16 protein-coding genes are annotated in these 25,240 nt (G+C 65.7%); 7 read left to right on the top strand and 9 right to left on the bottom strand.

The window, feature by feature from the left end; all coding sequences use genetic code 11:
• The first annotated feature begins 131 nt into the window (after positions 1–131).
• Positions 132–566: a DUF7684 family protein gene (locus IFS44_RS10415; RefSeq protein ID WP_031393313.1), complete on the top strand. Its 435-nt coding sequence runs from the start codon at positions 132–134 to the stop codon at positions 564–566.
• Positions 567–820: 254 nt separating this feature from the next.
• Here the strand turns inward: IFS44_RS10415 and IFS44_RS10410 are convergent, their stop codons facing one another.
• The 3 genes from IFS44_RS10410 to IFS44_RS10400 all read right to left on the bottom strand — a co-directional run bounded on the left by IFS44_RS10410 (position 821) and on the right by IFS44_RS10400 (position 4,129).
• Positions 821–1,513 (bottom strand): hypothetical protein, encoded by a 693-nt coding sequence (locus tag IFS44_RS10410; RefSeq protein ID WP_192098394.1) that lies wholly within the window; start codon positions 1,511–1,513, stop codon positions 821–823.
• Between the two features lie 106 nt (positions 1,514–1,619).
• Positions 1,620–2,393, bottom strand: a complete 774-nt coding sequence (locus tag IFS44_RS10405; protein ID WP_206757830.1) for a hypothetical protein — start codon at positions 2,391–2,393, stop codon at positions 1,620–1,622.
• A 485-nt stretch (positions 2,394–2,878) separates the two neighbouring features.
• The gene (locus IFS44_RS10400) at positions 2,879–4,129 is read right to left on the bottom strand and encodes a hypothetical protein (protein WP_192098392.1); all 1,251 of its coding nucleotides are present in this window, start codon (positions 4,127–4,129) and stop codon (positions 2,879–2,881) included.
• Between the two features lie 762 nt (positions 4,130–4,891).
• On the opposite strand from IFS44_RS10400, the gene IFS44_RS10395 reads away from it, so the two are divergent.
• Complete coding sequence (locus IFS44_RS10395; protein ID WP_192098391.1) at positions 4,892–5,884, top strand: cellulase family glycosylhydrolase; 993 nt, start codon at positions 4,892–4,894, stop codon at positions 5,882–5,884.
• 62 nt (positions 5,885–5,946) lie between these two features.
• Here the strand turns inward: IFS44_RS10395 and IFS44_RS10390 are convergent, their stop codons facing one another.
• On the bottom strand, positions 5,947–7,155 hold the full coding sequence (locus IFS44_RS10390; RefSeq protein WP_192098390.1) for an ROK family transcriptional regulator: 1,209 nt from the start codon (positions 7,153–7,155) through the stop codon (positions 5,947–5,949).
• 395 nt (positions 7,156–7,550) lie between these two features.
• Between IFS44_RS10390 and IFS44_RS10385 the strand changes: the two genes are divergently transcribed.
• Both IFS44_RS10385 and IFS44_RS10380 read left to right on the top strand, forming a co-directional pair.
• A complete protein-coding gene (locus IFS44_RS10385; protein WP_192098389.1) occupies positions 7,551–9,041 on the top strand; it encodes a glycoside hydrolase family 125 protein in 1,491 nt (496 codons plus the stop codon).
• 35 nt (positions 9,042–9,076) lie between these two features.
• On the top strand, positions 9,077–11,389 hold the full coding sequence (locus tag IFS44_RS10380; protein ID WP_192098388.1) for a GH92 family glycosyl hydrolase: 2,313 nt from the start codon (positions 9,077–9,079) through the stop codon (positions 11,387–11,389).
• Positions 11,390–11,410: 21 nt separating this feature from the next.
• Here the strand turns inward: IFS44_RS10380 and IFS44_RS10375 are convergent, their stop codons facing one another.
• Positions 11,411–12,649 carry an alanine racemase gene (locus IFS44_RS10375; protein ID WP_197977820.1) on the bottom strand — a complete coding sequence of 413 codons (1,239 nt, stop codon included), beginning with the start codon at positions 12,647–12,649 and terminating at the stop codon, positions 11,411–11,413.
• Positions 12,650–12,770: 121 nt separating this feature from the next.
• Here IFS44_RS10375 and IFS44_RS10370 point away from each other — a divergent pair, with 121 nt between their 5' ends.
• Genes IFS44_RS10370 through IFS44_RS10360 form a run of 3 tightly spaced genes read left to right on the top strand, consistent with a single transcriptional unit; the run spans position 12,771 to position 15,959 of the window.
• Positions 12,771–14,216 carry an N-acyl-D-amino-acid deacylase family protein gene (locus tag IFS44_RS10370; protein WP_197977819.1) on the top strand — a complete coding sequence of 482 codons (1,446 nt, stop codon included), beginning with the start codon at positions 12,771–12,773 and terminating at the stop codon, positions 14,214–14,216.
• Between the two features lie 12 nt (positions 14,217–14,228).
• A complete protein-coding gene (locus tag IFS44_RS10365; protein WP_192070096.1) occupies positions 14,229–14,621 on the top strand; it encodes a RidA family protein in 393 nt (130 codons plus the stop codon).
• Positions 14,622–15,959, top strand: coding sequence for a GntT/GntP/DsdX family permease (locus tag IFS44_RS10360; protein ID WP_192098386.1), 1,338 nt, complete (start codon positions 14,622–14,624; stop codon positions 15,957–15,959).
• Between the two features lies 1 nt (position 15,960).
• On the opposite strand, the gene IFS44_RS10355 is transcribed toward IFS44_RS10360, so the two are convergent.
• The 4 genes from IFS44_RS10355 to IFS44_RS22235 all read right to left on the bottom strand — a co-directional run bounded on the left by IFS44_RS10355 (position 15,961) and on the right by IFS44_RS22235 (position 25,156).
• A complete protein-coding gene (locus IFS44_RS10355) occupies positions 15,961–19,437 on the bottom strand; it encodes a glycosyl hydrolase 2 galactose-binding domain-containing protein (protein WP_192098385.1) in 3,477 nt (1,158 codons plus the stop codon).
• Positions 19,438–19,467: 30 nt separating this feature from the next.
• A complete protein-coding gene (locus tag IFS44_RS10350) occupies positions 19,468–22,053 on the bottom strand; it encodes a glycoside hydrolase family 3 protein (protein ID WP_192098384.1) in 2,586 nt (861 codons plus the stop codon).
• A 70-nt stretch (positions 22,054–22,123) separates the two neighbouring features.
• A complete protein-coding gene (locus IFS44_RS22240) occupies positions 22,124–24,184 on the bottom strand; it encodes a TonB-dependent receptor domain-containing protein (RefSeq protein ID WP_342366402.1) in 2,061 nt (686 codons plus the stop codon).
• Positions 24,185–24,199: 15 nt separating this feature from the next.
• Positions 24,200–25,156: a TonB-dependent receptor plug domain-containing protein gene (locus tag IFS44_RS22235; RefSeq protein WP_244650146.1), complete on the bottom strand. Its 957-nt coding sequence runs from the start codon at positions 25,154–25,156 to the stop codon at positions 24,200–24,202.
• Positions 25,157–25,240: the final 84 nt, after the last annotated feature.

The following is a 25,240-nucleotide window of genomic DNA, read 5'->3' as shown; positions in this document are numbered from 1 at the left end:
ACCGATGTCTGCATTGGGGTCGGAGGCGGAATGGCCGGAGTTGGTGGATTACGGACCGACCGCTTTCGGGCAGAAACGTGGCGAAGCTGCCGTTTACTTGCACTCGGCTAGGCCGCCGCTAGGCTGTCTCCATGCAAATCAACTATGTTCATCTACGTCCGGACGAAGCGCCGCCTGCGATGGTGGCTCGACCTTACCGAGCAGTGATGATCGCAAAGCTGGACACAAGTCAGAGCTGGCGAAACGACATCGCCTCGTGGCTTGTGCAGAGCGGATGCCTTTACTTCATCGCGTGGGGCACAGATTGCGAGGCGTGGCACGATACCGTGGACTGGACCGTGTTGGAGGGCTTCAACTTCGGCGACATACCGGACGACAAGTTCGTGATGACCACGTGGCATGACAAAGAACCGCTTGCAGAGGCTCTTTGGTTTGCAGGTCATAGCGCATCACACCCTGACGTTGTCCTTCACGAAACGGTGATTGTGCACGTTGCGCCAGAAGAGCAGCGCGTCGCCACGTTGCAATGTTACAACGAAAGCCAAGGGCTCGCGGATGGAAGCTAACCCGCAGATCGCGCCCTAACCGGACGTCCGCTTCCGGGCCGCGTCAACGGCGCGGTGAACAGCCGCAAGTGGGCGTAAGCGGACAAGCAGGCAGGCATGATCCATCTCTGGATTCGGCTGACCATATTACGGCCTGCCGGTGCATCGGTGAGCTCCGTCGCGGCATAGGCTGCTTGCCGATCACGAGTTGCTGTGGGCTGTGATCGGCCGCGGCGGAGGGGGGCTCTGCCGCCACGGAGGGCGACAGCGCGCGATCAGTCGCGACGTCGGCGTGTCAATTTTCTCAGCTGGGCCTGATTGAGTTCCCGGGTCCGCTTGCGATCGGCAATCAACGCCCGTCGAAGAGCGGCACCGTGCAGAGGCTGTGCAATCCACCTTGACGACCGCGCGCGCGCAGGCCGCACTTTACGTTTCGCGGGTGAAAGCCTCCGTGCCTTTTTGGGCATTGACGGTCGAGCCTGGCTCGGCGCGGCATTGGCCTTTTGCGCCACCGGAGTGTTGCCACCTTCAGCCAGAACAGCGGTCGAGATAGCGGCCGGCTGCGGCGTGACAGGCGGTGCGATGGCGGCTTTTGGGGTTTGGGCGACGGGAGCCTTGACCAGAGCGGGGCGGGAAGCTGCCTGGCGGGTGTAATAGGCTGCGCCAACCGTGCTCATGATCCCCAGAACGACCGCGGCGATCGCCGAATATCGTGCCGTACGGATGCTTCGTTGGTTACGGGCCGTGAGGACCGACAAGCGTTTGTCGATGTCCTGACGCTGGTTGGCGAGCGCCCAGAGCGCCGCGTTGCTCCCGATCCTTGCGCCATAGTGCGAACCCGGAATCGTGCTCGCGGCGACCAGATATTCCCGATCGGCCGGCTCGATGGCCGGCGGTTGCAGGGGAGGATCGTCGGGGAGTGTTTCCGCAGACCGGGTTGCCGTTGAGGGAGATTCGCTGCTTGCCATGGAAAAGCTACGTATCAGATTGAATTAGGTTTTATGCAGCCAATCGGTCCCGACATAGCACACCGACGCCAATACTCCCCGGATAGCCGGCACGCCGGGCCGTGCTTCAGGCCGCGACCGTTCCTCGAGGCGCGGAGCCATTCGGTCGCGACGTCTGGGGCTTGGGCGCGGTGGCCGCCATATACCCGACCAGCATCCACAAGGGGGCGGCGACCTTCATCGAGAAGATCGCGGTGCCGCCAATCATCATGTTGGCGAAGAGATAGACCGCGGTCGCCCAGGCGCAGCGCTTCGAGGCGGTGTCCGTCGCGCGCTGGCCAAGCGAGAAGAACAGCCAGATCGCGATCAGTCCGAAGATCGAGCTGGAGGCGGTGACATAGCCGAAGCCGGTGTCCATCAGATGCCGCGCCTTCATCGCATTCGCACCGAATATGGTCGGAATGTCGAGCTTGCGCAGCGCCTCGGTGGTGATGCCCAGCCGGCCGATCAGATCATCGGTATGCTCAACATTGTCACCGACGACGAGAAACGCCAGCAGGACCAGGACCGGTGCGATCAGGAGGGTGAACCACCGCGACAGATGGGGAAATATGAAATATCCCATCATTGTCACGACCGCCAGCGCCGACGAGGTCCGCGTGTTGTTCGAGAGCAGGATCAGCAGGATCGTCGCCACCATCGTCGTCCGGATGGCGACGCTCAGCCGCCCCCATGTGGCGACGAGGAAGACGCAGAGGATGCCGGCGAAGTTCGCGTTCGAGACCTGTTCGAGGAACACCGACGAGGTCCGCGCGCCCGAAAAGACGCCAAAGGAAAAGCGCGATTCGAACCCCGCCGCGTTGTTGAACAGGCCGGTCTCGTTGAACTCGCTCACCTCCATGCCGCGCGTCGCCGCAACGCTCTAGAAGATGGATGACCTCGCGACGCGTCAAAGCATGCATTCCCAGGTTCGGAATTCGTATCTAAACCATAGGTACCGTGACTGATAGATATGTCGCCCGCTTTAACACCGAAGATACAATCCTATGCCGTAAGCTTATCGTCAAAAGGTCTTGTCAATTTGTATTCGGCATGCGCGCAGAACATACCGAAGGGATGCATGTTGCATATTCCAGTAATATCCGCCTTGATTACACCACGGACGATTGCATCATATTGCACTGCGTGCTGAGGAAGGTGCTGCTGGATCGGGCACAGATTGTTATGATCATCCCAGAGCCACACTGATCACCCTGGCAAGATTTTTGCGATACGGCGGGTCACCATTCTTGCTTCCCAAGTCAAATCCTTTGACTGAGCTGTTTGGTGCACAATTTTCGGTATCATCGCCATTTCCCGTTGGTAGGCAGCACCCGCCCGAACCAACTAAGACATTGCCGCCGCCGGCTTGATCGCAACCGTCGCTGACGGCTTACTCAGACAACCAATGAACGACCATAACAGTGCTGCAGTTTTTATCGAGAATGTCGCGGTTCCGCCCACGGTTAGCCAGGCAAGGATATAAATCGCGAGACTCCACGAAGCCCTTCGCTGCTCGTCGGTTTCATGCCTTGGATAATACACCAAAAACAGAAGGTAGGCAAAACCGCCAAACAAGCCGATTGAGGCCATGATAAAAGCATAACCACTATCAAACGTTTTCTCTACTACGAGCGGATTTCCTGCAAACAGGTCTGTCAACTTAACGTTGTCGAGAAGGCGATACGTGACACCTAGCCGGCCAGTTATATCGTCTCCAACAGCGTTCTGAAGGTAAGAGGATAATGCGAATATTGTACCTACAATTACGAACGGTATTGCAAATATAAAATTACGATTAAGCCACGGAAATACAAAATATCCGATTGGCATAACCAGGCACATCAACGCGCCCATTCTCGCATTATTACTGGTAATAATGAGAATAATAGTCGCAATCTGCAAAGCCTTTTCCGCAAACGTCAGGCGGCCCCACAAACCATTCAAAAATGTCATGCAAACGATAGCGTATGAGTTGATTGAAACCTGCTCAAGAAATATTGACGAGGTGCGGCGTCCAGAGAAAATCCCCAGACTGAAACGCCCCTCGAAAACGATAGTCCCTACACTAAGGCCGGATTCGTCAAATTCGCTTCTCGCGGTCCCCCGCGTCAGCTCGTAATAGAGCGCTGGCGAGAAAAACGATGCATAGCTTTCCACGGATGCAATTTCCCATATCAAAACAACAAGGGTCATTGCAGATGCAATAAAAAAGGCCTTTCGAATGAAATTCATATCCATTCTCTGACCCAGCATGCCAAAGACAGCTATCAGCGCGAAGTTTCGAATACTACCAATGTATATCTTATTAAAAGATATCGATGCAATTAAAGCAAGCGCGACAATAAACCAAAGCAGGGCGAGTGGCATAACGTCACGACTAGAAACACCAGTCGAAAGCGAAAGTGCCAAACAACTGAACGTTATCAAAACCTCAACCGCTGCTACACTGGAGTAGCCTAACGGCACACCTCGCGCGACCAATGTTGCCAAAACCGCATTGTATAAGACAGCTACCAGAATCAGCGCCACGGCGACATAATTGCCCTTGACGCTAAGCGGCATAGATTCGGCTGCAACCGTGCTGCCAACCGACACGTTTGATTGGACGCTCCCTACCCTCACCATGGGTCGCACTCGACGGAAAGCCTTTTACCCTTCGACTTTTCCTGTCCACGGTTACAGGTTTCCGATCCGATCGGCGCGCGATCGTCCGCAGCATTCTTATCAGAGAGTTTTCCGGGCCATAGGAACACCTTTCTGACCATTTCTCGGAATAGCATACCGGTCTCCAGCTGAGCCTAAAACACGCAAAGCGCTGTCCCCACCCCCTATGCCCTCCCCGTCTGCAGATCAACGACGCGACCCGATGGTCGCCAGAATACCCTCTCCTGACCAAGATGGTGAATGAGGCGAAAAGCCTCCGGCCTGGCGATCGCGTGTTGGCTGATAAAACGCTGGCATCGCCATGGGCCGCACCTCTTTGATCGTATCGAGCTGCCGCGATGCGCAGCCACTCAAGGTGGCTGCAGATTATCTCATGAATTTTAACCAACCTGGACATCACGCGCGCCTTCATCGCAACAGGTGCCACAACAAAGGCCACGGCTTTCCGCTTGGGTCACAGTCGCTCATCATCGAGGTATTCCGCGCGGGTCCTGCCACGCGAGAACACTGTCGGCATGGTTAACTTTAAAGCCTGAGTCATCGCCCCCCCCGTATGAGCATCTCTGACCTTAAATTCCGCGGCAACGCCTTGTTGCGGAAGAAAAATTTAACACAAATTGGCTATTTGAAGGATCGCACTGTGCTTCACATCGAGAGCACGGCATTCCATCCAAACCTCGTAGGTGAAGTAAGATGATTCTTCCTCGCGTCATCGCCGCTGCCACGGCCCTGCTGTCCTTCGCCACGGCCGCCGAGGCCGCGCCGCGGTTCGGCGTCAATCTCGCGGGATGTTCGTTCGTCGCGAACGGCGCCCTGTGCCCGACCGTGGCCGACGTCGCCTGGTACGTCGACAAGGCCGGGTTCCGCAGCATCCGCCTGCCGTTCAACGGCAGCCAGATGAATGACCCCGTCGTCCTCCAGCGGGTGGTCGACGTCGTCAAGGCGGCCAGCGCGCGCAACGTGCCCGTGATCCTCGACCGCCATGACTATAAATGGCCGACACCGGCGGAGCAGATCGCATTCTGGCTGCCGATCCTGCGCAAGCTCGACAATTCCGAAATGGTCATGATCGACCTGATGAACGAGCCGCGCTTCTTCACCGATCCCGTGGTGACGAACGACTGGATGCAATGGGTTCGCGATACCAACCAGATCGTCGCGGGCATTCGCAAGGCGGGATTCAAGCACCGCATCCTCGTCGAATGGCCGCAATGGTCTGCGTCATTCCGGTTCGACAAGAACGAACCGGCCAGCAGGGACTGCGAGAGCGCCGCGTGCGCGATCGATCGCTCGGGCGGCCTCATCGATCCGCTGAACCGCATCATCCTGTCGCCGCATCGCTATTTCGACACCGGCTCCAGCGGTACCAATGCGGAGTGCGTCAGCGAACCGGCGGGCGACGGCGGACTGAAGATCTTCGCTGCCGCTGCGCGGAAGCGGGGGTATCGGGCGATCCTGGGCGAATATGCACTGGGAAGCTCCAAGGGGCTGCCCGCATCCTGCACCGCGATCGCGGCGAACGTCGTCAAGTCGATCAAGACCGACAGTGACGTCTGGCTCGATGCGATGGCCTGGGGCGGCGGTCGCGCGTGGACGGAATCCTATTTCTTCAAGATCGAACCGACCAAGGGCACGCGAGAATCGGTGCCGGTGGCCGCCTACACGAAGCTGATCGCGGGCCAGTAAGCCGCGGGGGCACCTTCCCCGCAGACGCTGCGTGAAGGGCCGTATTCCGGCTCTTCACGCCCCTACCGGCCGACCTGCATCAGGATGGCGTCGGAGGGGAGCAGCTTGTCGAGGAAGGGTAGCAGCGCGGCGCCGATGACCGGTGCGTCGGCGGCGAGCGCGCCGCGGATGATCGTGGTCATCGGGGGCTGTACGGTGACCGCCAACTCGCCGGCGAGGCGGGCGATCAGACGGTCGAGCAGCGCGGTGTCGAGCCGGCCGCCGATGACGATGGCGTCGGGATCGATCAGGCAGGTGATGTTGATCAGCGGTGCGATCAGCGCCTTTGCGGCGAGATCGACCCAGCGTTCGAGCACGCGGTCGGTCTGCGGATCGGCGGGCCGGATGTCCTTCTGGCTTTCGACATCGAGGCCGGCGTCCTTCAGCATCTGCAGCAGCGCCGAGATCGAGACGATGTCCTGCACGACCGCGCCCGGCGCCGGGTTGGTCGCGTCGGGCAGCAAACCCAGTTCGGCGCTGCGCTTGTTCGCGCCCTCGACGAAATGGCGGTCGATCATCAACCCGCCACCGAGCCCGGAATTGATCAGGATATAGAAGAAGCTCGCCAGCGGTGACCCCGCCCCCGCCTGCGCCTCGCCGATCGCCGCCGCCGCCGCATCGTTCTCGATCACGGTCGGCCAGGGCATGACCGGGGCGAGCAGCGCGGGGATCGAGAGGCCCGCCCAGCGATCATAGTCTGACGGCCGCCCGGGCAGCGTGATGACGCCCAGATCATTGGGCACCGCGACGCCGACGCCGATCACGCGGTCGCGTCCGACCCCGGCCTCCGCGAGCAGCGATTCGAGGTTGTGCGCGACGAACGCGACGACGTCCTCGGGCATCGCAAAGGCGATATCCTGCGCGATCCGGCTGCGCACCTGACCCGCGAGATCGAGCGCGACCAGCGTCAGGTGATCGCGATCGATGTTGAGGCCGATCGCGACGCAGCCCAGCGGCTCGATCGTCAGCTGGATCGCCGGTTGCCCGCGCGGGCCCTGAAGGCGGCCGACCTCCTTCACCAGACCCGCGTCGATCAGCCGGCGCGTGATGTTGGCGATCGTCGGCGCGGTCAGCCCGGTCGTCCGGCTCAGCTCGACACGGCTGGTCTCCGGGCTGAGCCGGATGGCCTGCAGAACCACGCGCTGATTATAGTCGCTCGCACGCGCCAGGTTCGTGCCCGACAACGACACTGCGAGGCGCGCACCGCGCGCTTCCCGTATCGGTTTGTCCATCGTGATATGCCCCTCCGACGTATTCTTACACGTCCGGCGAAAGAAAAGTCGATGGGCCCGGCCGGGATCATCGATCCGCTCGGGCCCTATCACGCACCACCCCGCTGGAGCCGCATGGAAAACCCACCGCACGAAAGAAAATTAAATTTCTTAATCTGCTTGCGCCCCGGTACGTCGACCCCTAGCCTCGACCCCAGCACATCAGGTCGCGCCTCCGTTCAATGGTTCGACAGTATCTTTCCGGCAATCCCGACGAGGACGCCGGCCACGGACGTGTATTGGAGAGGCGCATTGGCAGCATCACGAGGCATCGCCTGCAAGGAAACCAGGCGATTGGTGGAGCGTGTACGGAGCAATGTTCATCCCGGACTTGCGTGTGCGGAGATGTCGGCCGCATGATCGGGGTGTCATCTGCTGCACTACTTCGCCGCGACATGCTGAAGGCCGGCGCTGCGGCGCTGTGCACGGCAGCGGCGACGCCCGCGTTCGGGGTCGCGGCGGCGGCGCCCGTTGCTGGCGGCGCCCGGCCGCCGCGCGATCAGCGTCGCTTCGTCAGCCCGGCGGTCGAGCAGGAGATCGTGCGGGTGAAGGCGAGGATCGCGGATCCTGCGCTGCGCCATCTGTTCGAGACCTGTTATCCCAACACGCTCGACACGACGGTCCGGTTGGGGATCGTCGACGGCAAGCCGGACGGGTTCGTCATCACCGGCGATATCGAGGCGATGTGGCTGCGCGACAGCTCGGCGCAGATGCAGACCTATGTCCATCTCTGCCGCCGCGACCCGGCGCTGCGCCGCCTGTTCCACGGCGTCATCCAGCGCCAGGCGCGGTGCATCCTGATCGATTCCTACGCCAATGCCTTCATGGCGGATCCGCAGGCCAAGTCGAACCTGGGCGCGATCGACGACCTGACCGAGATGCGCGCGGGCGTTGCCGAACGCAAATGGGAGCTCGATTCGCTCTGCTATCCGATGCGGCTCGCCTATGGCTACTGGAGCGAGACGCGCGATACCGCGCCGTTCGACGCGCTCTGGGCCAAGGCGATGGCGCGGGCGGTGGCGACGATGCGCGAGCAGCAGCGCAAGACCGATGACGGCCCGTACCGGTTCGAGCGCGTCAATCGCCACGCGACCGAAACGCTGATGCTGAAAGGCGTCGGTGCGCCGACACGCAAGGTGGGGCTGATCCATTCGATGTTCCGCCCGTCGGACGATGCCTGCACGCTGCCCTTCCTGATCCCGTCGAATCTGTTCGCGGTGTCGGCGCTGCGCATGCTCGCCAAGGTTCATGTCGAGGCGCGGCACGACAGCGCCGCGGCGGCGGAGTGCATCGCGCTCGCCGACGAGGTTGACGCGGCGCTGCGCACGCATGGCCGGATGGCAGATCGCGCGGGCGGCACGGGCACGGGCGGCACGGGCACGGGCGGAGACGTCTGGGCGTTCGAGGTGGACGGGTTCGGCAATGCGATCTTCATGGACGATGCGAACGTGCCGAGCCTGTCGGCGCTGCCGCTGCTCGGCGCCGCGTCGCGCACCGATCCGCTGTACCGTCGGACCCGGGCGGCCGCCTGGAGCGCGCGCAACCCGTATTTCTTCACCGGCAGCGCGGCGGACGGGATCGGCGGCCCGCACAAGGGGCTGGGCATGATCTGGCCGATGTCGATCATCGTCCGCGCGATGACCAGCGACGACGATGCGGAAATCCGGCAATGCCTGCGCTGGCTCAAGACCACCGACGCGGGCACCGGCTTCATCCACGAATCGTTCGACAAGGATGACCCCAAACGCTTTTCGCGGCCCTGGTTCGCCTGGGCGAACGGGCTGTTCGGCGACCTGATCCTCGATCTCGAGCGGCGCCGCCCCGCCCTGCTGCGCGAGACCTTCTGATTCCCCCGACCGCCCGACCTTTAGGAGACCACCGCGTGATCCGCGCCACCCGTCGCGAGCTGCTTGCCGGCTCGACCCTTGCCGCGTTCGGCACGGCCCTTCCCCTTGCCGCACGCGCGCAGTCGCCGGGGGTGACCAAGCCCGACCTGTTCATCGGCACGGGCGGGCATGGCCATACCTTCCCCGGCGCGACCCTGCCGTTCGGGATGGTCCAGCTTTCGCCGGATACCAACAACCATGGCTGGGATGCCTGTTCGGGCTATCACCAGTCCGACCGTTCGATCATGGGCTTCTCGCACACCCATTTGTCGGGGACCGGGATCGGCGATATGCTCGACGTGCTGCTGGTGCCGACGCGCAGGCCGCTGAAGCTCGTCGCGGGGCCGCGCGAGACGCCGTCCGACGGCTATCGCCAGCGCTATACCGACGAACATGCCGAGCCGGGCTATTACCGCGTCAAGCTCGAGTCGGGTGTGCTCGCGGAGCTGACCGCGACCGAGCGGACCGGGCTGCACCGCTACACCTTTGCCAAGGGTCCGGGGCATATCCTGATCGACCTGACGCACTGCAAGCAGGAGACCGCGGAGGAGGCGATCCGGATCGAGGACGCGTCGCTGGCGATCGGCGAGGACGGACTGCTGACGGGCAGCCGCCAGGTCTTCCGCTGGGCGGAGGGGCGCCGCATCCATTTCGCGATGCAGCTGTCGCGCAAGCCCGACCGCGTGCAATTCTATGGCGACGGCGACACGCCGGTCGCAGGCGGCGGGCGCGGCGTGACCGGGCATCGGCTGAAGGTCGCGCTGTTCTTCGACGATGCGGGCGCGGCACCGATCCTGGTCAAGACCGGCATCTCCGCGGTCGACGTCGCAGGGGCGCGCGGCGCGCTGGCCGAGGCGCCGGGCTGGACGTTCGACGCGACCTGCGCCGCCGCGCGGCGGATCTGGGCGAAGGAACTCGACATGGTCCGGGTTGCGGGCGGGACGCCGGCGCAGCGGACGATCATGGCGAGCGCGCTCTACCACACGCTGATGGGCCCGACCTTGTTCAGCGACCGCGACGGTCGCTATGTCGGGCTCGACCAGCAGGTCCACACCCTTCCCGCGACCGAACGCGCGTACAGCGCCTATTCGCTGTGGGACACGTATCGCGCGCTGCATCCGTTGATGACGCTGGTCCGTCCCGACATGGCGGAGCGCTTCGTCCACGATCTCATCCGCCAGACGCAGCAGAGCCCCTATGGCCCGCCGACCTGGCCGTTGCAGGGGTTCGAGACCGGGTGCATGAACGGCTGGCATTCGGTCGCGGTGCTCGCCGAGGCGCATGCCAAGGGGATCAAGGCCGATTATGCGGCGGCCTGGCCCAATATCCGCCGGCGTGCCTTCGACCCGCAGTACAAGGACAGCCTCGCGACGCTCGGCCGCGATCATTACATGCGGCTCGGCTATATCCCCGCGGACAAGATCAAGGAGTCGGTCAGCCGGACGCAGGAATATGCGTATGACGATCATGCGATGGCGTTGCTCGCCGACGCGATCGGCAAGACCGACGATGCGGCGCTGCTCCGCAAGCGCAGCGGCAACTGGCGCAACGTGATCGACCCGAAGATCGGCTTTGCCCGGCCGCGCTTCGCCGACGGAAGCTGGTGGGCGGCCTATGATCCGATCCAGCTCGGCCACATGCCGCAGCCGCGGTGGCGGGACTATACCGAGGCGAATGGCTGGCAGGCGACCTTCCTGAACCAGCACGACATTTACGGGCTGATCGCGCATTTCGGCGGCGATGCGGCGTATGACGCGAAGATCGATTCCTTCTTCAACGCGCCCTCGACCCTGCCCGCCAACGCGCCACCCGACATTGCCGGGCTGGTCGGGCAATATGCGCACGGCAACGAGCCCGGGCATCATGTGGCGTATCTCTATGCCTATGTCGGGACGCCGTGGAAAACCCAGGCGATGGTCCGCCGGCTGTGTACCGAGATGTACAAGGACGATCCCGACGGCGTGATCGGCAACGACGATTGCGGCCAGATGAGCGCGTGGTTCATCCTGTCGTCGCTCGGCTTCTATCCGGTCGATCCGACGACGGGGATCTATGTCTTCGGGTCGCCGCTGTTCGACAGCGGCGAGATGCGCGTCGGCGCGGGCAAGACGCTCCGGGTGCGCGCGATCGGCAATGCGCCCGACCGGCCCTATGTCCAGTCGGTGCGCTGGAACGGCAAGCCCTGGACCCGCAACTGGATCGCGCATGCCGACCTGATCCAGGGCGGCGAGCTCGAATTCACGATGGGCGCGAAGCCGTCGCGCTTCGGCACGCGCGCCGAGGACCGTCCGCCCTCGGCGCCGCGCTGACGCCCGCTGTCGAGGTCGGGATCAGAAGAAGGTCTCGACCACCTCGACGCAGGTGAAATTCTCATCGACCACCAGCACCCGCCGCCATTTGTCGAAGGTGAGGCAGGGGTGCGAAATGTCGAAGGCGATGACGTCGCCGACCGCGATGTCATCACCGGGGGTGATCGCCAGATAGGCGTGCTGGTCCATCAGCCCGGTCACCGCCCAGTGCGCGGGAGCGTCGACCGGGCGGCGGTCGCGCGCCTTGCGGAACAGCGTCGCAGGCCGGGGAAGCCCGGCATCGAAGGCGACGTCGCGCTTGCCCATCGCGATGACCGCGCGCGCCGGATCGGGGATCGACTGCACCACCGCCCATATGCGGAGCGCAGGCAGCAGCGCGTCGCCAAAGCTCGGCGCGACCGGATTGCGTTTCAGGATCTGTTCCTGCGCGATGCGGTACAGGCCGTCGTCATGGCTGATGTAACAGCCGGGGCGCAGCACGACCTGGACATCGCCGGCCTTTGCCAGCGCGGCGGTTTCCTCTGCGACCACGTCGTACCAGGCCGAGCCCGCCCCCGACAGGATCGCGGGCGTCCGCGCGATCCGCCCCGTCGCGAGCAGATCGCGCGTGATCGTCACCGCACGACGGATGAACCGCCGGACCTCCGCCTCGTCGCTCAGCACCCCTTCGTAGAATTCGACCCCGGCGAGATGGAGATGCCCCGGCCAGTGCGCGACCGCGTCGAGCACCCCGGCAAGCGCGGCGGCATCGCGGACGCCGGTGCGGAAGCCCGACTGGTCGGGTTCGGGGGCGAGTTCGACGAGCAGGTCGAGCGACACGTCGGCGGCGCGGCACGCCTCCCCGAGCAGCGCCACTCCGGCGGCAGAGTCGACGATGCAGATCAGCCGCAGCGCAGGATCGGCGAGCAGATCGACGATCGCGGCGATATTGGCGTCGCCGACGATCTGGTTCGCGATCAGGATGGTGTCGATGCCATGCGCCGCCGCGACCTGCGCCTGCTGGCTGGTGGCGACCGTGATGCCCCACGCGCCGGCATCGATCTGGCGCTTGAAGAGCGCGGGCGCCATCGTCGTCTTGCCATGCGGTGCGAGCGACACGCCATAGGCATCGATGAACGCGCGCATCCAGTCGAGATTATGCTGCATCCGCCGTGCATCGAGCACCGCCGCCGGAAACATGACGTCCCCCGCGAGCAGGTTCCAGCGCGCGGCCGCATCCCGACCGATACCCTTGTGCAGCTTCACACCGACGTCGCTCACGGCAGACCTCCCAGATAAAGAAAATTGTTTACATTATTTCGACCCGCGGTGACAGTGTCGATCCAGCCCGGCCACGACAGACGCGTGGCACTGACCTCTGGAACCTCTGGGAGGTGAAATGATGGCGACAGTCATTGCCGGTGTCGACGTGTATGACGGCAGCGGCGGCGCGGCCTTCCGCGCCGACGTCGAGATAGGCGACGGGATCATCGCGCGGGTCGCGGCAGCCGCCGCGTCGCCGCCGCCAGGCGCGATCGACGGGCGGGGCCTGGCGCTCGCACCCGGGTTCATCGACGCGCATACGCATGACGATCTGGTCGTGATCGCGGCGCCCGCGATGACCGCGAAGGTGACGCAGGGCGTGACGACGGTGGTGGTCGGCAATTGCGGGATCAGCGCAGGCACTGATCTCAGCGCGCATGCCCCCCTGCCCGACCCGCTGGTGCTGCTCGGTGGCGCGGACGAATTTCGCTATTCCGATTTCGCGGCCTATGCGCAGGCGGTCGACGCCGCGGTCCCTGCCACCAATGTCGTCGCGCTGATCGGCCATACCGCGCTGCGCGCGCGACACATGGACGGGTTCGACCGCGATGCGACCGACGGCGAACGCACGGCAATGCGCCGCGAGCTGGAGGACGGGCTGGCGGCGGGCGCGTTCGGGCTGTCGACCGGGCTCGCCTATGCCAATGCCAACGCCGCCTCGACCGCGGAGGTGATGGCGATCGCCGAGGCGTTGCGCGGTACCGGCGCGCTCTATTGCACGCATCTGCGCAGCGAGGCGGCGGCGATCGTCCCCGCGCTGGACGAGGCGTTCGCGATCGGCCGGCACGCCGCCGCACGCGTGATCGTGTCGCATCTCAAATGCGCGGGCGCACCGCAATATGGTCGCAGCGGCGAAATCCTCGCGATGCTCGAGGACGCCGATGCGCATCAGCCGGTCGGGTGCGACTGCTACCCCTATACGGCAAGCTCCTCGACGCTCGATCTGAAGCAGGTCGTGCCGGAGACGCCGATCCGGATCACCTGGTCGGACGCCGAGCCCGCCCAGGCGGGGCGGATGCTCGCGGACATCGCGGCCGGATGGGACGTCGACCTGCGCGCCGCCGCAACGCGGCTGCAACCGGCGGGTGCGGTCTATCACTGCATGACCGACAGCGATGTCGACCGGATCCTCGCGCATCCGCTGACGATGGTCGGGTCGGACGGCCTGCCCTGCGATCCGCGGCCGCATCCGCGGCTATGGGGCAGTTTCCCGCGCGTGCTCGGCCATTATGCGCGCGACCGCGGCCTGTTCCCGCTGGCGACCGCGATCCGCAAGATGACCGGGCTTCCCGCCGATCGCTTCGGCCTGCGCGATCGTGGCTATGTCCGCGAAGGGCTCGCCGCGGATCTCGTCCTGTTCGACCCCGCGCGGATCGCCGACCGTGCGACCTATGACGAGCCGACGACCGCAGCCGATGGCGTGGTCGGTGTCTGGGTCAACGGCGTCGCGACGCTCGCGCTCGGCCGACCGACCGGCGCCCGCGCGGGCCGGCTGCTGCGCCGCGCAAACCCCATTACCCAGTGAAGGAATGATCAGATGACGGACGGACTCAAGCGTTATGGCGTCGAAGGCGGCAGCGGCACCGGTGGCCAGCATCTGCCGTTCGCGCGCGCGGTCGGCGCGGATGGCTGGCTGTTCGTATCGGGCCAGGTGCCGATGGTTGATGGCGAGGTGATCGACGGCGGCATCATCCCGCAGACGCATCAGGCGATCCGCAACGTGCTGAAGATCCTCGAGGAAGCCGGATATGGCCCCGAGCATGTCGTACGCTGCGGCGTATGGCTGGACGACGCGCGCGACTTCATGTCGTTCAACCGCGTGTTTCAGGAATATTTCGGCGCGCATCCCCCCGCACGGGCCTGCGTCGTGTCGCAGATGGTCGTCGACTGCAAGGTCGAGGTCGACTGCGTCGCCTGGAAGAAACCGTAAATGCAGCCGGGCGGCATGCTGCTGACCGAGGCGGCGATCGCGGTCGTCGCGCTCATCGTGCTGATCGTGCGGGTGCGGCTGAGCCCGTTCATCGCGCTGACGCTGGTGTCGCTCGCGCTCGCGCTGGTCGTCGGCATCCCGCTCGGATCGATCGTCAAGAGCTTCGAGGCGGGCGTCGGTGGCGCGCTCGGGCATATCGCGCTGGTCGTCGGGCTTGGCACGATCCTCGGCAAGATGATGGTCGAAAGCCGCGGCGCGGAGCGGATCGCCGACAGCGTGATCGGCTTTTTCGGCCCTGCACGCGCCGACTGGGCGATGATGACGGTCGCGCTGATCGTCGGCCTGCCGGTGTTCTTCGAGGTCGGCTTCGTGCTGCTGGTGCCGATCGTCTTCACGCTGGCGCGGCGGCTTGGGCAGCATCCGATGCGGATGGGGCTGCCGATGGCGGCGGGGCTGTCGGTGGTGCATGCGATGGTCCCGCCGCATCCGGCAGCGTTGCTGGCGACGCAGGCGTATAATGCGGATGTCGGGCTCACCGTGCTGTTCGCGCTGATCGTCGGCATCCCGACCGCCGCGATCGCCGGACCGCTTTATGGCCGGCTGGTGATTCGGCATCTCGCACCGCAGCCGATCGCCCCAGCAGCGGTCGTCGAGGCCGACGACACGCGGAGCCTGCCCGGCTTCGGCATCACGCTTGCGACATTGCTGCTGCCCGTCGTGCTGATGCTCGCCGGCAGCCTCGCGACGATGATCGCGCTGCCCGGATCGCGGCTCGACGGCATCCTCCGCTTCGTCGGCACGCCGGTCGTCGCGCTGCTCGCCGCGGTGCTCGTCAGCTACTGGACGCTGGGGCTCGCGCGCGGGATGAACCTCGGGACGATCCAGAAGTTCACCAACGACTGCCTCGCGCCAACCGCGATGATCACGCTGGTGGTCGGCGTGGGCGCAGGATTCGGCCGCGTCCTGATCGACAGCGGCGTATCCGACGCGATCGTCGCCGCGGCGACCCGCGTCCATATGCCGATCGTCCTGCTCGCCTGGCTGATCGCGGCGCTGATGCGCGTGGCGACCGGGTCGGCGACGGTGTCGATGGCGACCGCCGCGGGGATCATCGCGCCGCTGGCCGCGGCCAATCCCGGTATCCGGCCCGAACTGCTGGTGCTCGCGACCGGTGCGGGATCGGTGATTCTCAGCCACGTCAACGATGGCGGCTTCTGGCTCGTGAAGGAGTATTTCGGGCTGAGCGTCGCCGACACGATCCGCAGCTGGACCGTGTGCGAGACGCTGATCTCGGTGGTCGGTCTGGGGCTGACGCTGCTGCTGTCGCTGGTCGTCTAGCCTATTTGCCCCCGATCGTCGTCGCGGGGCTGTTCCACCCGCGCAGCCGCACCGTGGCGACGCCGCGGTCGCCCGGATAGGCGACGGTGACGTCACGCGTCTCTCCGGGCAGCAGCGAGACATAGTTGTCGCTGAAATAGGCCGGGAGGATCTGCACGCCCTTGCCATCGAACAGCGTCAGCTTGGTCTGCAACGCGGGAGTCGTGCCCGGATTGGACAGCGTGACGCGGAGCGATCGCTCGCCCGCCGCCGCCGACCCTGCCGCAACATCAGCCCGAAGCGTGGCCTGCGGCATCGCGGACAGCGCACGCAGATCCGCGGGGTTCGCCGCTTGCCAGTAGAAATTCTCCGACACGCGGCTCCCGTCGGCGGCGGACGCGTCGAGCCGGACCAGCACCGGCCCCTTCGCGAGAGCGGCATCGAGCGCCAGCGGGAAGAGCGCGACGGTGGCGTTGGCGGGCAGGTCGACGGTCTGCGCGTAGGTCGCGACGGTCGCGCCGGTCAGATCGGTGACTCGCGCGGTCGCCCTGACGCCGGTCAGCGGCTGGCGCGTGGTGTTGACCATCACCACCTGACGGCCCGGCTGGTTCATCTGGATATGAACCGGCTCCGCCCCCTTCTTGGTGCCGTAGAACGCGGCGTGCGTGTCATAGTCCGACGAGTAGATCTGGAAATCGCTCGAGGGCCAGGCAGGGTGCGTCATCCACAGCATCCGGGCGCTGTTGGTGGTCCACAGCCCGGCATTGAACCCTTCGAAGATCGCGCGGTGCGATTCGTAGTTGAGCATCTGCGCCTTGCGCTCGAAATCGGCGAGATCGCGGGCCGGACCGAATTCGGTGTCCATCGCGCGCACGAAGCTCGCCATCGAGACGCCGCGTTCCTGATGCCAGTCGTGATAGACCCAGGTGTCGCTGATCGGCCAGCGATCCTCGACGGGGACGGTGCGCTGCCACGATTCCAGCGTCGGAAAGCTCGCCGTACCGACCTCGATCGCAAAGCCGTGCGGATAGCCGCTGAAATAATCCTCGGGCGGGTGCCATTCATAGGGCCCCGATCCGCCGAGATTGATGACCCGCGAATTGCCCTTGTAGAGCCGGGTGCCGTCCTCCTGCCAGACCATGTCCTGCAGCGCGGTCTGCAGGATCGGCTGCGGTACGCCTTCGTTGCGGCCGAACCAGAGGATGATCGACGGATGGGTGCGATAGCGCCGCACCACGTCGCGCGCATTGGCGACGAACAGTGGCACGTCCTGCGCCTCCGCGTCATTGTCCTGTGTCGACTCCCAGAAGTCGTTGAGCACCATCAGCCCATGGCGGTCGGCGAGCGCGTAGAACGCCTCTTCGGTGCTCTGCCCCATCCAGTTGCGGATGATGTTCATCCCCGCCTCGCGGTGAAGCCGAAAATAGGGGGTCAGCCGGTCGGTGCCGACCCGCTTCATCATGTCGTCCATGCCCCAGTTGCCGCCGCGCGCGGCGATGCGGACGCCGTTGACGCGCAGCACCATCTGCGGCGACAGCGGATCGTCGGGCAATGCAGTGACCGCAGGCGATGTCTCCGCCCCCGGCATCAGCGAATTCGCCCAGCCGCCGCGGACCTTGCGCAGCGCCGGGTGGCGTTCGTCGATCACCGGCGTGCCGAGATCATGCGCGAGCGCGGTATCGACCAGCACACGCCGCAACGCCCCCGCGGTGTCGAGCGACGACAGTTCATACGTCACGCTGCGCATGCCGAAATCGAGACTGCGGCGGTCGGACACGACCCGGTCGCTCGCCACCGTCAGATCGAGCCGGTGCAGCGCCGGGTCGCCATAGCCGTTGGGCCACCAGAGTTTCGGCTTCTGCACCGCGAGCTGCGGGAAGCTGCTCGGGGTGAAGCGCACGACCTGGCTGGCACCGGCCGGAAGCGTCACACGCTGTTCGACCGCGACATCGTCGAACGCCGCGCGCACGGTCGCCGAGGCCGGCGCGGTGCCGTGGTTCGTCACCGGGACCTCGATCGAGACCTCTGCGACCGCATTGTCGGGCCGCGGGAGGCGGGTCGAGACCGCCGGATCGCCAATCGTCATGAACCCGGTCGCGGCGAGATCTACACCCTGCCACAGCCCGGTGTTGCGATCGCGCACGCCGGGGATCCAGTCCCACCCCTCGCTCGCGCCGAAGGTCGGACCGTCGCTCATCAATGCGCCGCCATTGTCGCCGCGCCCGCCGGCGAGCGACTGTTCGTGCGCGATGCCGGGATGCGGCGGCGGCGCGACCAGCACCGCGATGCTGTTGCGCTGCCCGGACCGGAGCCGGTCGGTCACGTCGAACCGCCCGCGGATAAAGGCGCCCTTCACGTCGCCGACCGCGGTGCCGTTGACCCACACCTGCGCCGCATAGTTGACGCCGTCGAACGTCAGCGTCAGCCGCTTGGCCGGGGTCGCGGGCAGCGTGAATTCGCTGCGATACCACCAGGATTGCCGCGACAGGCTTTCGGGGATCGCCATGTTGTTCAGGCCGATCGTCGGATCGGGATAGACGCCGCGATCGACGAGCGTCGTCAGCACCGTGCCCGGCACGGTCGCGGCATGCCACGAGCGGGCATCGAACCCCGGCTGCGAGATCGCGGCCCCGTTCACTTCGACGGTCGGCGCCGCGACCAGGCGCCAGGCATTGACGGCATAATGCCCCTCGCGCGTCGGTGCGAGTGCGGGGGCGGTCGATACGGGGCTTGCGACGGGTTTCGAAAAGGGCGCCTTGCCGGTCGGGAATTCCCAGGCCGGTTGCGGGGCGGTCAGGCCATATTGCGTCTTCACCTGCAGCGGCCAGGAGGGGCTGGCATCCTCGAACCGGATCAGCGCCGCGTCGGGCTGGCGCCGGGCGAGCGACGCGATCGCGGGTGCGGCGAGCAGCACGGGGTCGAGCGCGAACGCGGCGATCCGCCCCGCAAACCCGGGCTGACCGGGAAGGCGCGGTCCGAGCGCGACGACGCCGGTGGCCGGTGGCATCGCCGCGTCGGTGGCGGTGCCGACGAGCCGCCCGTCGACGAAGAAGCGCACCCGGCCCGCATCCGCGGTCGCGGTCAGCAGGTGCCAGGACTCGCGGGTGATCGGCGCAGCGGCGCGGAGCGTCGTCGCGCCCATCTGGAAAACGGGCTTGCCATCGTCGAGCGCGAACATCCGTGCGGCCGCGCCGGCGGGGTTGCCGATCGCCGCGACCGGCACGCGTCCCTTGGGCAGCAGCGTCGGGTTGATCCATGCGCGCATCGTCCATTGCGGCATCGGCGGCAGCGCCTCGTCGGCGGCATAGCCCTGTACCGGACGTTCGAGACCGTCAGACCCGGCGAGGAACACCGCGTTATACGGCCCGATCGCCGCCCGCTTCGGGTGCGCGATCCGCGACGACGGCCAGTCGACCTGCTGTGCCGCCGCCTGCGCCGGCCCCTGCATGGCGGCGACGCCGGCGCACAGCGACGCCGTATAGATCCTGATGGCACTCATCTCGCAGGCTCCCCTTGGGTGTCGTTCGCGTTATTTCGGCAGCACGGTCCGCGTCCCGGTGATCGTCACGTCCGTCCAGATCCCCGCCGCGTCCCCGGGCTGCCCGCCGCCGACGAACAGCCGGTAGCGGCCCGGCACGACGGCATGCGTGCCGTCATGCTCGACCATGCTGAGGCTGCGCGGGTCGATGGCGAAGTCGACGGTGCGGGCTTCGCCGGCGCGCAGCGGGATCCGGCGGAACCCGACGAGCTGGCGTTGCAGCACGGGAATCGTCCGCCCCTGTTCCTGCGGGTCGACGGGTGCGAGATAGGCCTGGACCACTTCGTCCCCGGCGAGCTTGCCGGTGTTGGTCACGGTGACGCTGACCGCCAGCGGCTGTCCCGCGGTCACCGTCGCGATCGGCGCCGTCTTGGGGGCATAGGCGAAGCGCGTGTAGCTGAGGCCGTGGCCGAACGGGTAGAGCGGCGTACCGCTGAAGAAGCGGTAGGTCCGGTTCTTCATGCTGTAATCGATATAGGCCGGTAGATCGCGCGTCGTGGCATAGACCGTCACCGGCAGACGCCCGCCCGGATTGATATCGCCCGCCAGCATCCGCGCAATCGCGGTCCCGCCGGACTGGCCCGGATACCAGGCGGCGACGACCGCGTCGGCATGGTCCCTGCTCCACGGATCGGCGATCGCGGAGCCGGTCAGCTGCACGACCACGATCGGCTTCCCGGCGGTGGCGAGCGTTTCCAGAAGCGCGCGCTGCGGCTCGGGCAGTTCGATCGCGGTGCGGTCGCCGCCGAGGAAGCCCGGCACGTCGAGCCGCAGCGCCTCGCCCTCGAGCGTTGGCGACAGGCCGGTGAACACCACGACCACATCCGCTGCACCGGCGGCGGCGAGCGCCTCGCCGCGCTGCGCGTCGATCGGCGCGACCCAGCGCAGGCCGATCCCGCCATCCTCGCTTGCGTGCACATAGTCGATGCGGAGGTCGTGCGGTTTGGCGTCGGTGACGGTGACCTCCGCCTCGACTGCGCTATCGCTGCCGTCGTCGGTGATCAGCGGCTTGCCGTCGAGCCAGAGCTTAACCGGATCATGGCCTTCGCAGTCGAAGCAGCGGGGGACGTCGAGCCGCAGCCGGTAGCGGCCGGGGCCCGGCGGCGTCAGTTGCCCGGTCCAGCGGACGCCGTAGCCTTTGCCCGACAATCCTGGAACGGGCGGTGCGCGATCCCAGTCGAAGTCGATCGTGCGGTCCTGCCGGGTCGCGATCCGCCGGGTCATCGCGCCGTCGCTGAAATACTCGCCTGTCAGCCCCGGCCTGCCGTTCGCGGACAGGGCGGTTTCGGGCACGGGCAAGGCGACGCCCGCCGCCAGCCCGCTGCCCTGCGCATAAGTGACGCGATCGGCGCCGAAACGCGCGCGAATGCCCTGCAACGGCGTGACCGGCGCGCTGGCGGTGCCGTGGTAATTCGCCTCGAGCACGTCGAGCGAGTCGGCATTGGGCCCGATCACCGCGATCCGGGTCCCGGGCTTGAGCGGCAGCCGGTCCTTGTTGGTGAGCAGCACCAGCGACTTTTCCGCCGCGGTCTGCGCGAGTGCGCGGTGCGCGGGCGTGTCGACCTGCGACGGCGCGATGCGCGTCCAGGGGCTGCGCTGGCCAAAGGCGATGCCGAGCGCCGCGCGCGACGCGAGCACACGACGCAGCGACGTGTCGATTGCGGCTTCGGGTACCAGACCCTTCCGAACCGCGGCGGGCAGCGCATCATAGCTCGGCCCGCAATCGAGATCGGTGCCCGCCTGCAGCGCCGCCGCGGCCGCCGAGGGCAGATCGGGGCGGTAATAATGGAAAACGGAGATATAGCCGACCGCATCGCAGTCCGACACGACCATGCCGTCGAACCCCCAGTCGCCGCGCGCGCGGTCGGTCAGCAACACGGACGACGCGCAGGCGGGTACGCCGTGAAGCGAATTATAGGCGCACATGATCGACAGCGCGCGGCCTTCGGTCACCGCCATGCGGAAGGCCGGCGTATAGGTCCCGGCCATGTCGCGCGGGGAGATATCCGCGTCGAAGCTGTTGCGCCCCGCCTCCGGCCCCGAATGCGCCGCGAAATGCTTCGGCGTCGCGATCGCCCTGGGATGCGCGGCATCGGGCCCCTGGATGCCGCGAACGAACGCGACGCCCAGCTTGCCCGTCAGATAGGGATCCTCGCCATAGGTCTCCTGCCCCCGCCCCCAGCGCGGATCGCGGAAGATGTTCAGGTTGGGCGACCAGATGTGCAGCCCCGCGAAACGCCGCCGGTCGCGCGTCGAGCGCACGGCGTTGTATTTCGCCCGCGCTTCGGTCGAGACGACCGTGCCGACCTGATCGAGCAGCGCGGTATCCCAGCTCGCCGCCAGACCGATCGCCTGTGGAAAGACGGTCGCGATCCCGTTGCGCGCGAGGCCGTGCAGCCCCTCGCTCCAGTAATCATATGCGGGCAGATCGAGCCTGGGCAGCGCCGGCGCGCTGCTGCCGAGCTGCGCGGCCTTCTCCTCGAGCGTCATCGCCGCGATCGCCGTCTCGACGGCGGGTGGCGTCGCTTGAAGATCAGGCGCCTGGATATCGGCGGCCATCAGCAGGAACGGCAGCATCGGCTTTCCCCAGTTAATCGGATCCGATGACCGACCCGGTCATGCTCAACGGCATACCGGGCCGGGGTCATCAGAAGTTCGCGCGCATGCCGACCCGAAACGCGCGTCCGACGACGTCGTAGAGACCGGGGTTGGTGATATCGCTGGGGACGGTAGCGGCGTCCTTGTTGAACATGTTGTCCACCTTGACATAGCCCTGCACCGCGTCGGTGAATTTGTACGAGGCGCTGATGTCGACGTAGAAGGCGCTATCGAGGTGATTGCGATCGATCGTCGGGTGATCGATCGTCGAGACCGGGCAGTTGGTCTGGCAGACGATATATTCGTTGCTGATCACGCCCGCGCTGATCCACCGCTCCTGCAGCGTCATGCTGAAGAGGTCGGTCGTCCAGTCCTGGACCGCGAGGACCTTCCAGCTCGGCGTCGCACCCTGCCCCAGATTCACGCCCGCACCCTGAATGGGGATCGTGTTGGGCAGACCGCGATCCGAAATGAAGTTCTTCACATGCGTCGCCAGACCGCGCAGCGACGCCTGGCCCGGCAGGCCGATGCCCGACAACGGGACCTGGTAGCTCGCCTCGATGTCGAAGCCGTCGGTGAAGATCGACGCGAAGTTGAACGGCTGGACGGTCACCGACGCGTTATTCGGATCGCTGATGTCGAAGCTGTTGCAGGTGAAGGTCACGCCGGCGAAGCAGAGGTTGATCTGGGTCTGCGCATCGAGCGCCGCGATCGCGCTCTTGATCTTGATGCGGTAGTAATCGACCGAGATGTTCAGCCGCGGCGCCCAGGACGGACGCGACAGGATCACGCCGAATTCGGTATTGCGCGCGACTTCGGGGCGCAGCGCGGTGTTCCCCGTGGTCGTCTGGAGCACGGTGAGCGTGCGACCCGGATTGAACGGATCGGTCGTGCCGGTGCGATTGCTCGTAACCGGCGCGGCGAACAGCTCGCTCAGATTGGGCGCGCGGATATCGCGCGAGGTCACGCCGCGGAAGCGGATGCCGTCGACCGGCGTGTCCCAGGTCGCGCCGACCTTCCACGTATAGACCGTCCCCGACGTGCTGTAGTTGGTCGCGCGCCCGGCGGCATTGAGGTTCGCCTTGCCGACCCCGTCCGAGTTGAACAGCGGGGCGTTCACCTCGAGGAAGGATTCATACACGCTATAGGCGCCGCGGCCGTCGCGGTAATTGCCCGCATACCAGTTGCCGCCCTGCGGGTTCAGCAGCGGGTCGCTGGGATATTGCGCATCGTACGCGCCGCTGGTCACGACGCCATTGCCGTAGGGATCGGCGTTCACCTGATAGAATTCATGCCGATATTCGCTGCCGAACGCGACCGACAGCGCGCCGGCGGGCAGTTGCAGCGGCTCGCCGCTGACCGAGAAGCTCGCGACGTCCTGGGTCTGGCGCGTATGCTGATATGGTCCGTTGCCCGGAAGGATATAGGCGAGCGCCGCGGCGCTGGGCGTCTGGCCGCCGATGATGTTGAGCGGGACGCAGCCGCTGGCGACCGCGGCGGGATTGGCGCAGGTGATGCTGCCATCGGGCGCGCGGACCGCCTGGATCGCGGCATTGTAGCGCGGCATCAGCGGGATATCGCGGACGGTGATGTCGGTGATGCCCGTGCCGTGCTGATAATAGGCATCATAGCGCCAGTCGCCGCCGAACGCCTGGATCTTGCCCTTCGCGCCGGCGACGAAGCGATATTGCTCGCGCTCGGTACGGACGCTGATCGAGTTGGGGAAGATCGCGTTGTCGACGCCGTAGCGGAACTGGGTGATCCCGTTCGCCGCGCAGGCCTCCTGGACCGAGGTAGGGACATAGGGGTTGGCGCATTGCAGCGTCAGGTTGCCGAACTGCGCGGATCCGACATTGGGAATATTGCCCGTCGTCACCCGGGCGACGTTGACGGTGGTGTAGAGTTCATTGTCGGGATCGATGTCGAAGCCGATCCGGCCATAGCCGCTGAGCCGCGTGATCGTCGACTTGAGCGAATTGGCATTGGTCACGTTGCCCGACCGGTCGCCGCCTTCGCAGACGCCATTGTAGCAGCCGAGCACGTTGCCGTTCGCATCCTTCAGCGGCACGCCGTTCGAGCCATATTCGAACTGGCGCGGATTGCCGTTCACGTCGAACGCGGTGCCCTAGAGCGGACCGGCGGTGATCAGGCCGTAGAGCGCGGTATTGTTCGCCTGGGTAAAGCTGCGATCGAGATATTGCGGGCCGCCGTCATTGGTGATGCCGCGGTTGATCAGGTTGCGCGAGACCAGCCAGTTGCGCCCGCCCGGGCCGCTGCCGTCGGGGTTCGATCCGACACCGAAGCCGGCCGATCCGATCCCGTCCTCGTGGCTGTATTCGCCGCTGCCGATGAGATGCAGCCGGTCGTTGAACAGCAATTTCCCGACCGCGGCCTGGACCGTGTAGTTGCCGTCATCGCCGTAGGTGCTGATGCCCGACTGGAGATTGGCCTTGAAGCCTGTGAAGCGGGTATTGGTCACGAAATTGACCACGCCGCCGACCGCGTCGGAGCCGTAGGAGGCGGAGGCGCCCCCGGTCACGACGTCGACCCGTTCGATCAGCAATTGCGGGAACAGGCTGACATCGGCGACGCCGGTGACGTTCGCGCCGACGACCCGCTGGCCATCGATCAGGGTGAGCGTGCGGATCGGCTGAAGGCCGCGAAGACTGAGCGCGCTCAGCCCCTGCACGCCGGTCGAGGTGCCGTTGGCGCCGACGGTGGCGCCCGTGCTGCCCTGGAGCGAGGGCAATTGCGCGACGGTCGTGAAGACGTTGGGCTGCGCGTTCTTGGCGATCGACTCGGCGCTCAGTACCTGGGTCGGGGTTGGTGCGGTGAAGCCCGACGAGATGATCCGCGAGCCGGTGACGACGATGTCGGACTGCGGGGTGGCGGGCGCGGGCGCCGCTTCGGTTGCGGGCGCGGCGTCCGGTGTCGGGGCCGCCTGCGCTGCGGGGGTCTGGCTCTCGGCGGGCACCGGCTTCGTCGCGTCCTGCAGCACGTCCTGCGCAAAGGCCGGTGTCGCCAGCATCGTCGATGCCGCCAGAACCGAGCGCAGCACTGCAAAATTGATCACTTGGCGCATCACATACTCCCCACAGAAACCGGGGCGCTTGCTGGCCCAATGTCGTTTCGGGGGTCGGCTTAAGTCGATCAATCTCCCTGCGCA

It is taken from the genome of Sphingomonas sp. CFBP 13706, assembly GCF_014842355.1.
Lineage (GTDB): Bacteria > Pseudomonadota > Alphaproteobacteria > Sphingomonadales > Sphingomonadaceae > Sphingomonas > Sphingomonas aerolata.
Note: the sequence above shows the minus strand (reverse complement) of the source record. Positions and strands in the feature narration are given on the sequence as shown.

Bases quoted from the DNA above. Each gene is read 5' to 3' on its own strand.
- IFS44_RS10395 (WP_192098391.1), top strand. From the start codon at position 4,892: ATGATTCTTCCTCGCGTCATCGCCGCTGCCACGGCCCTGCTGTCCTTC.
- IFS44_RS10365 (WP_192070096.1), top strand. From the start codon at position 14,229: ATGACGGACGGACTCAAGCGTTATGGCGTCGAAGGCGGCAGCGGCACC.
- IFS44_RS10415 (WP_031393313.1), top strand. From the start codon at position 132: ATGCAAATCAACTATGTTCATCTACGTCCGGACGAAGCGCCGCCTGCG.
- IFS44_RS10405 (WP_206757830.1), bottom strand. From the start codon at position 2,393: ATGGAGGTGAGCGAGTTCAACGAGACCGGCCTGTTCAACAACGCGGCG.
- IFS44_RS22235 (WP_244650146.1), bottom strand. From the start codon at position 25,156: ATGCGCCAAGTGATCAATTTTGCAGTGCTGCGCTCGGTTCTGGCGGCA.
- IFS44_RS10350 (WP_192098384.1), bottom strand. From the start codon at position 22,053: ATGCTGCCGTTCCTGCTGATGGCCGCCGATATCCAGGCGCCTGATCTT.
- IFS44_RS10355 (WP_192098385.1), bottom strand. From the start codon at position 19,437: ATGAGTGCCATCAGGATCTATACGGCGTCGCTGTGCGCCGGCGTCGCC.
- IFS44_RS10410 (WP_192098394.1), bottom strand. From the start codon at position 1,513: ATGGCAAGCAGCGAATCTCCCTCAACGGCAACCCGGTCTGCGGAAACA.
- IFS44_RS10370 (WP_197977819.1), top strand. From the start codon at position 12,771: ATGGCGACAGTCATTGCCGGTGTCGACGTGTATGACGGCAGCGGCGGC.
- IFS44_RS10390 (WP_192098390.1), bottom strand. From the start codon at position 7,155: ATGGACAAACCGATACGGGAAGCGCGCGGTGCGCGCCTCGCAGTGTCG.
- IFS44_RS10385 (WP_192098389.1), top strand. From the start codon at position 7,551: ATGATCGGGGTGTCATCTGCTGCACTACTTCGCCGCGACATGCTGAAG.
- IFS44_RS10360 (WP_192098386.1), top strand. From the start codon at position 14,622: ATGCAGCCGGGCGGCATGCTGCTGACCGAGGCGGCGATCGCGGTCGTC.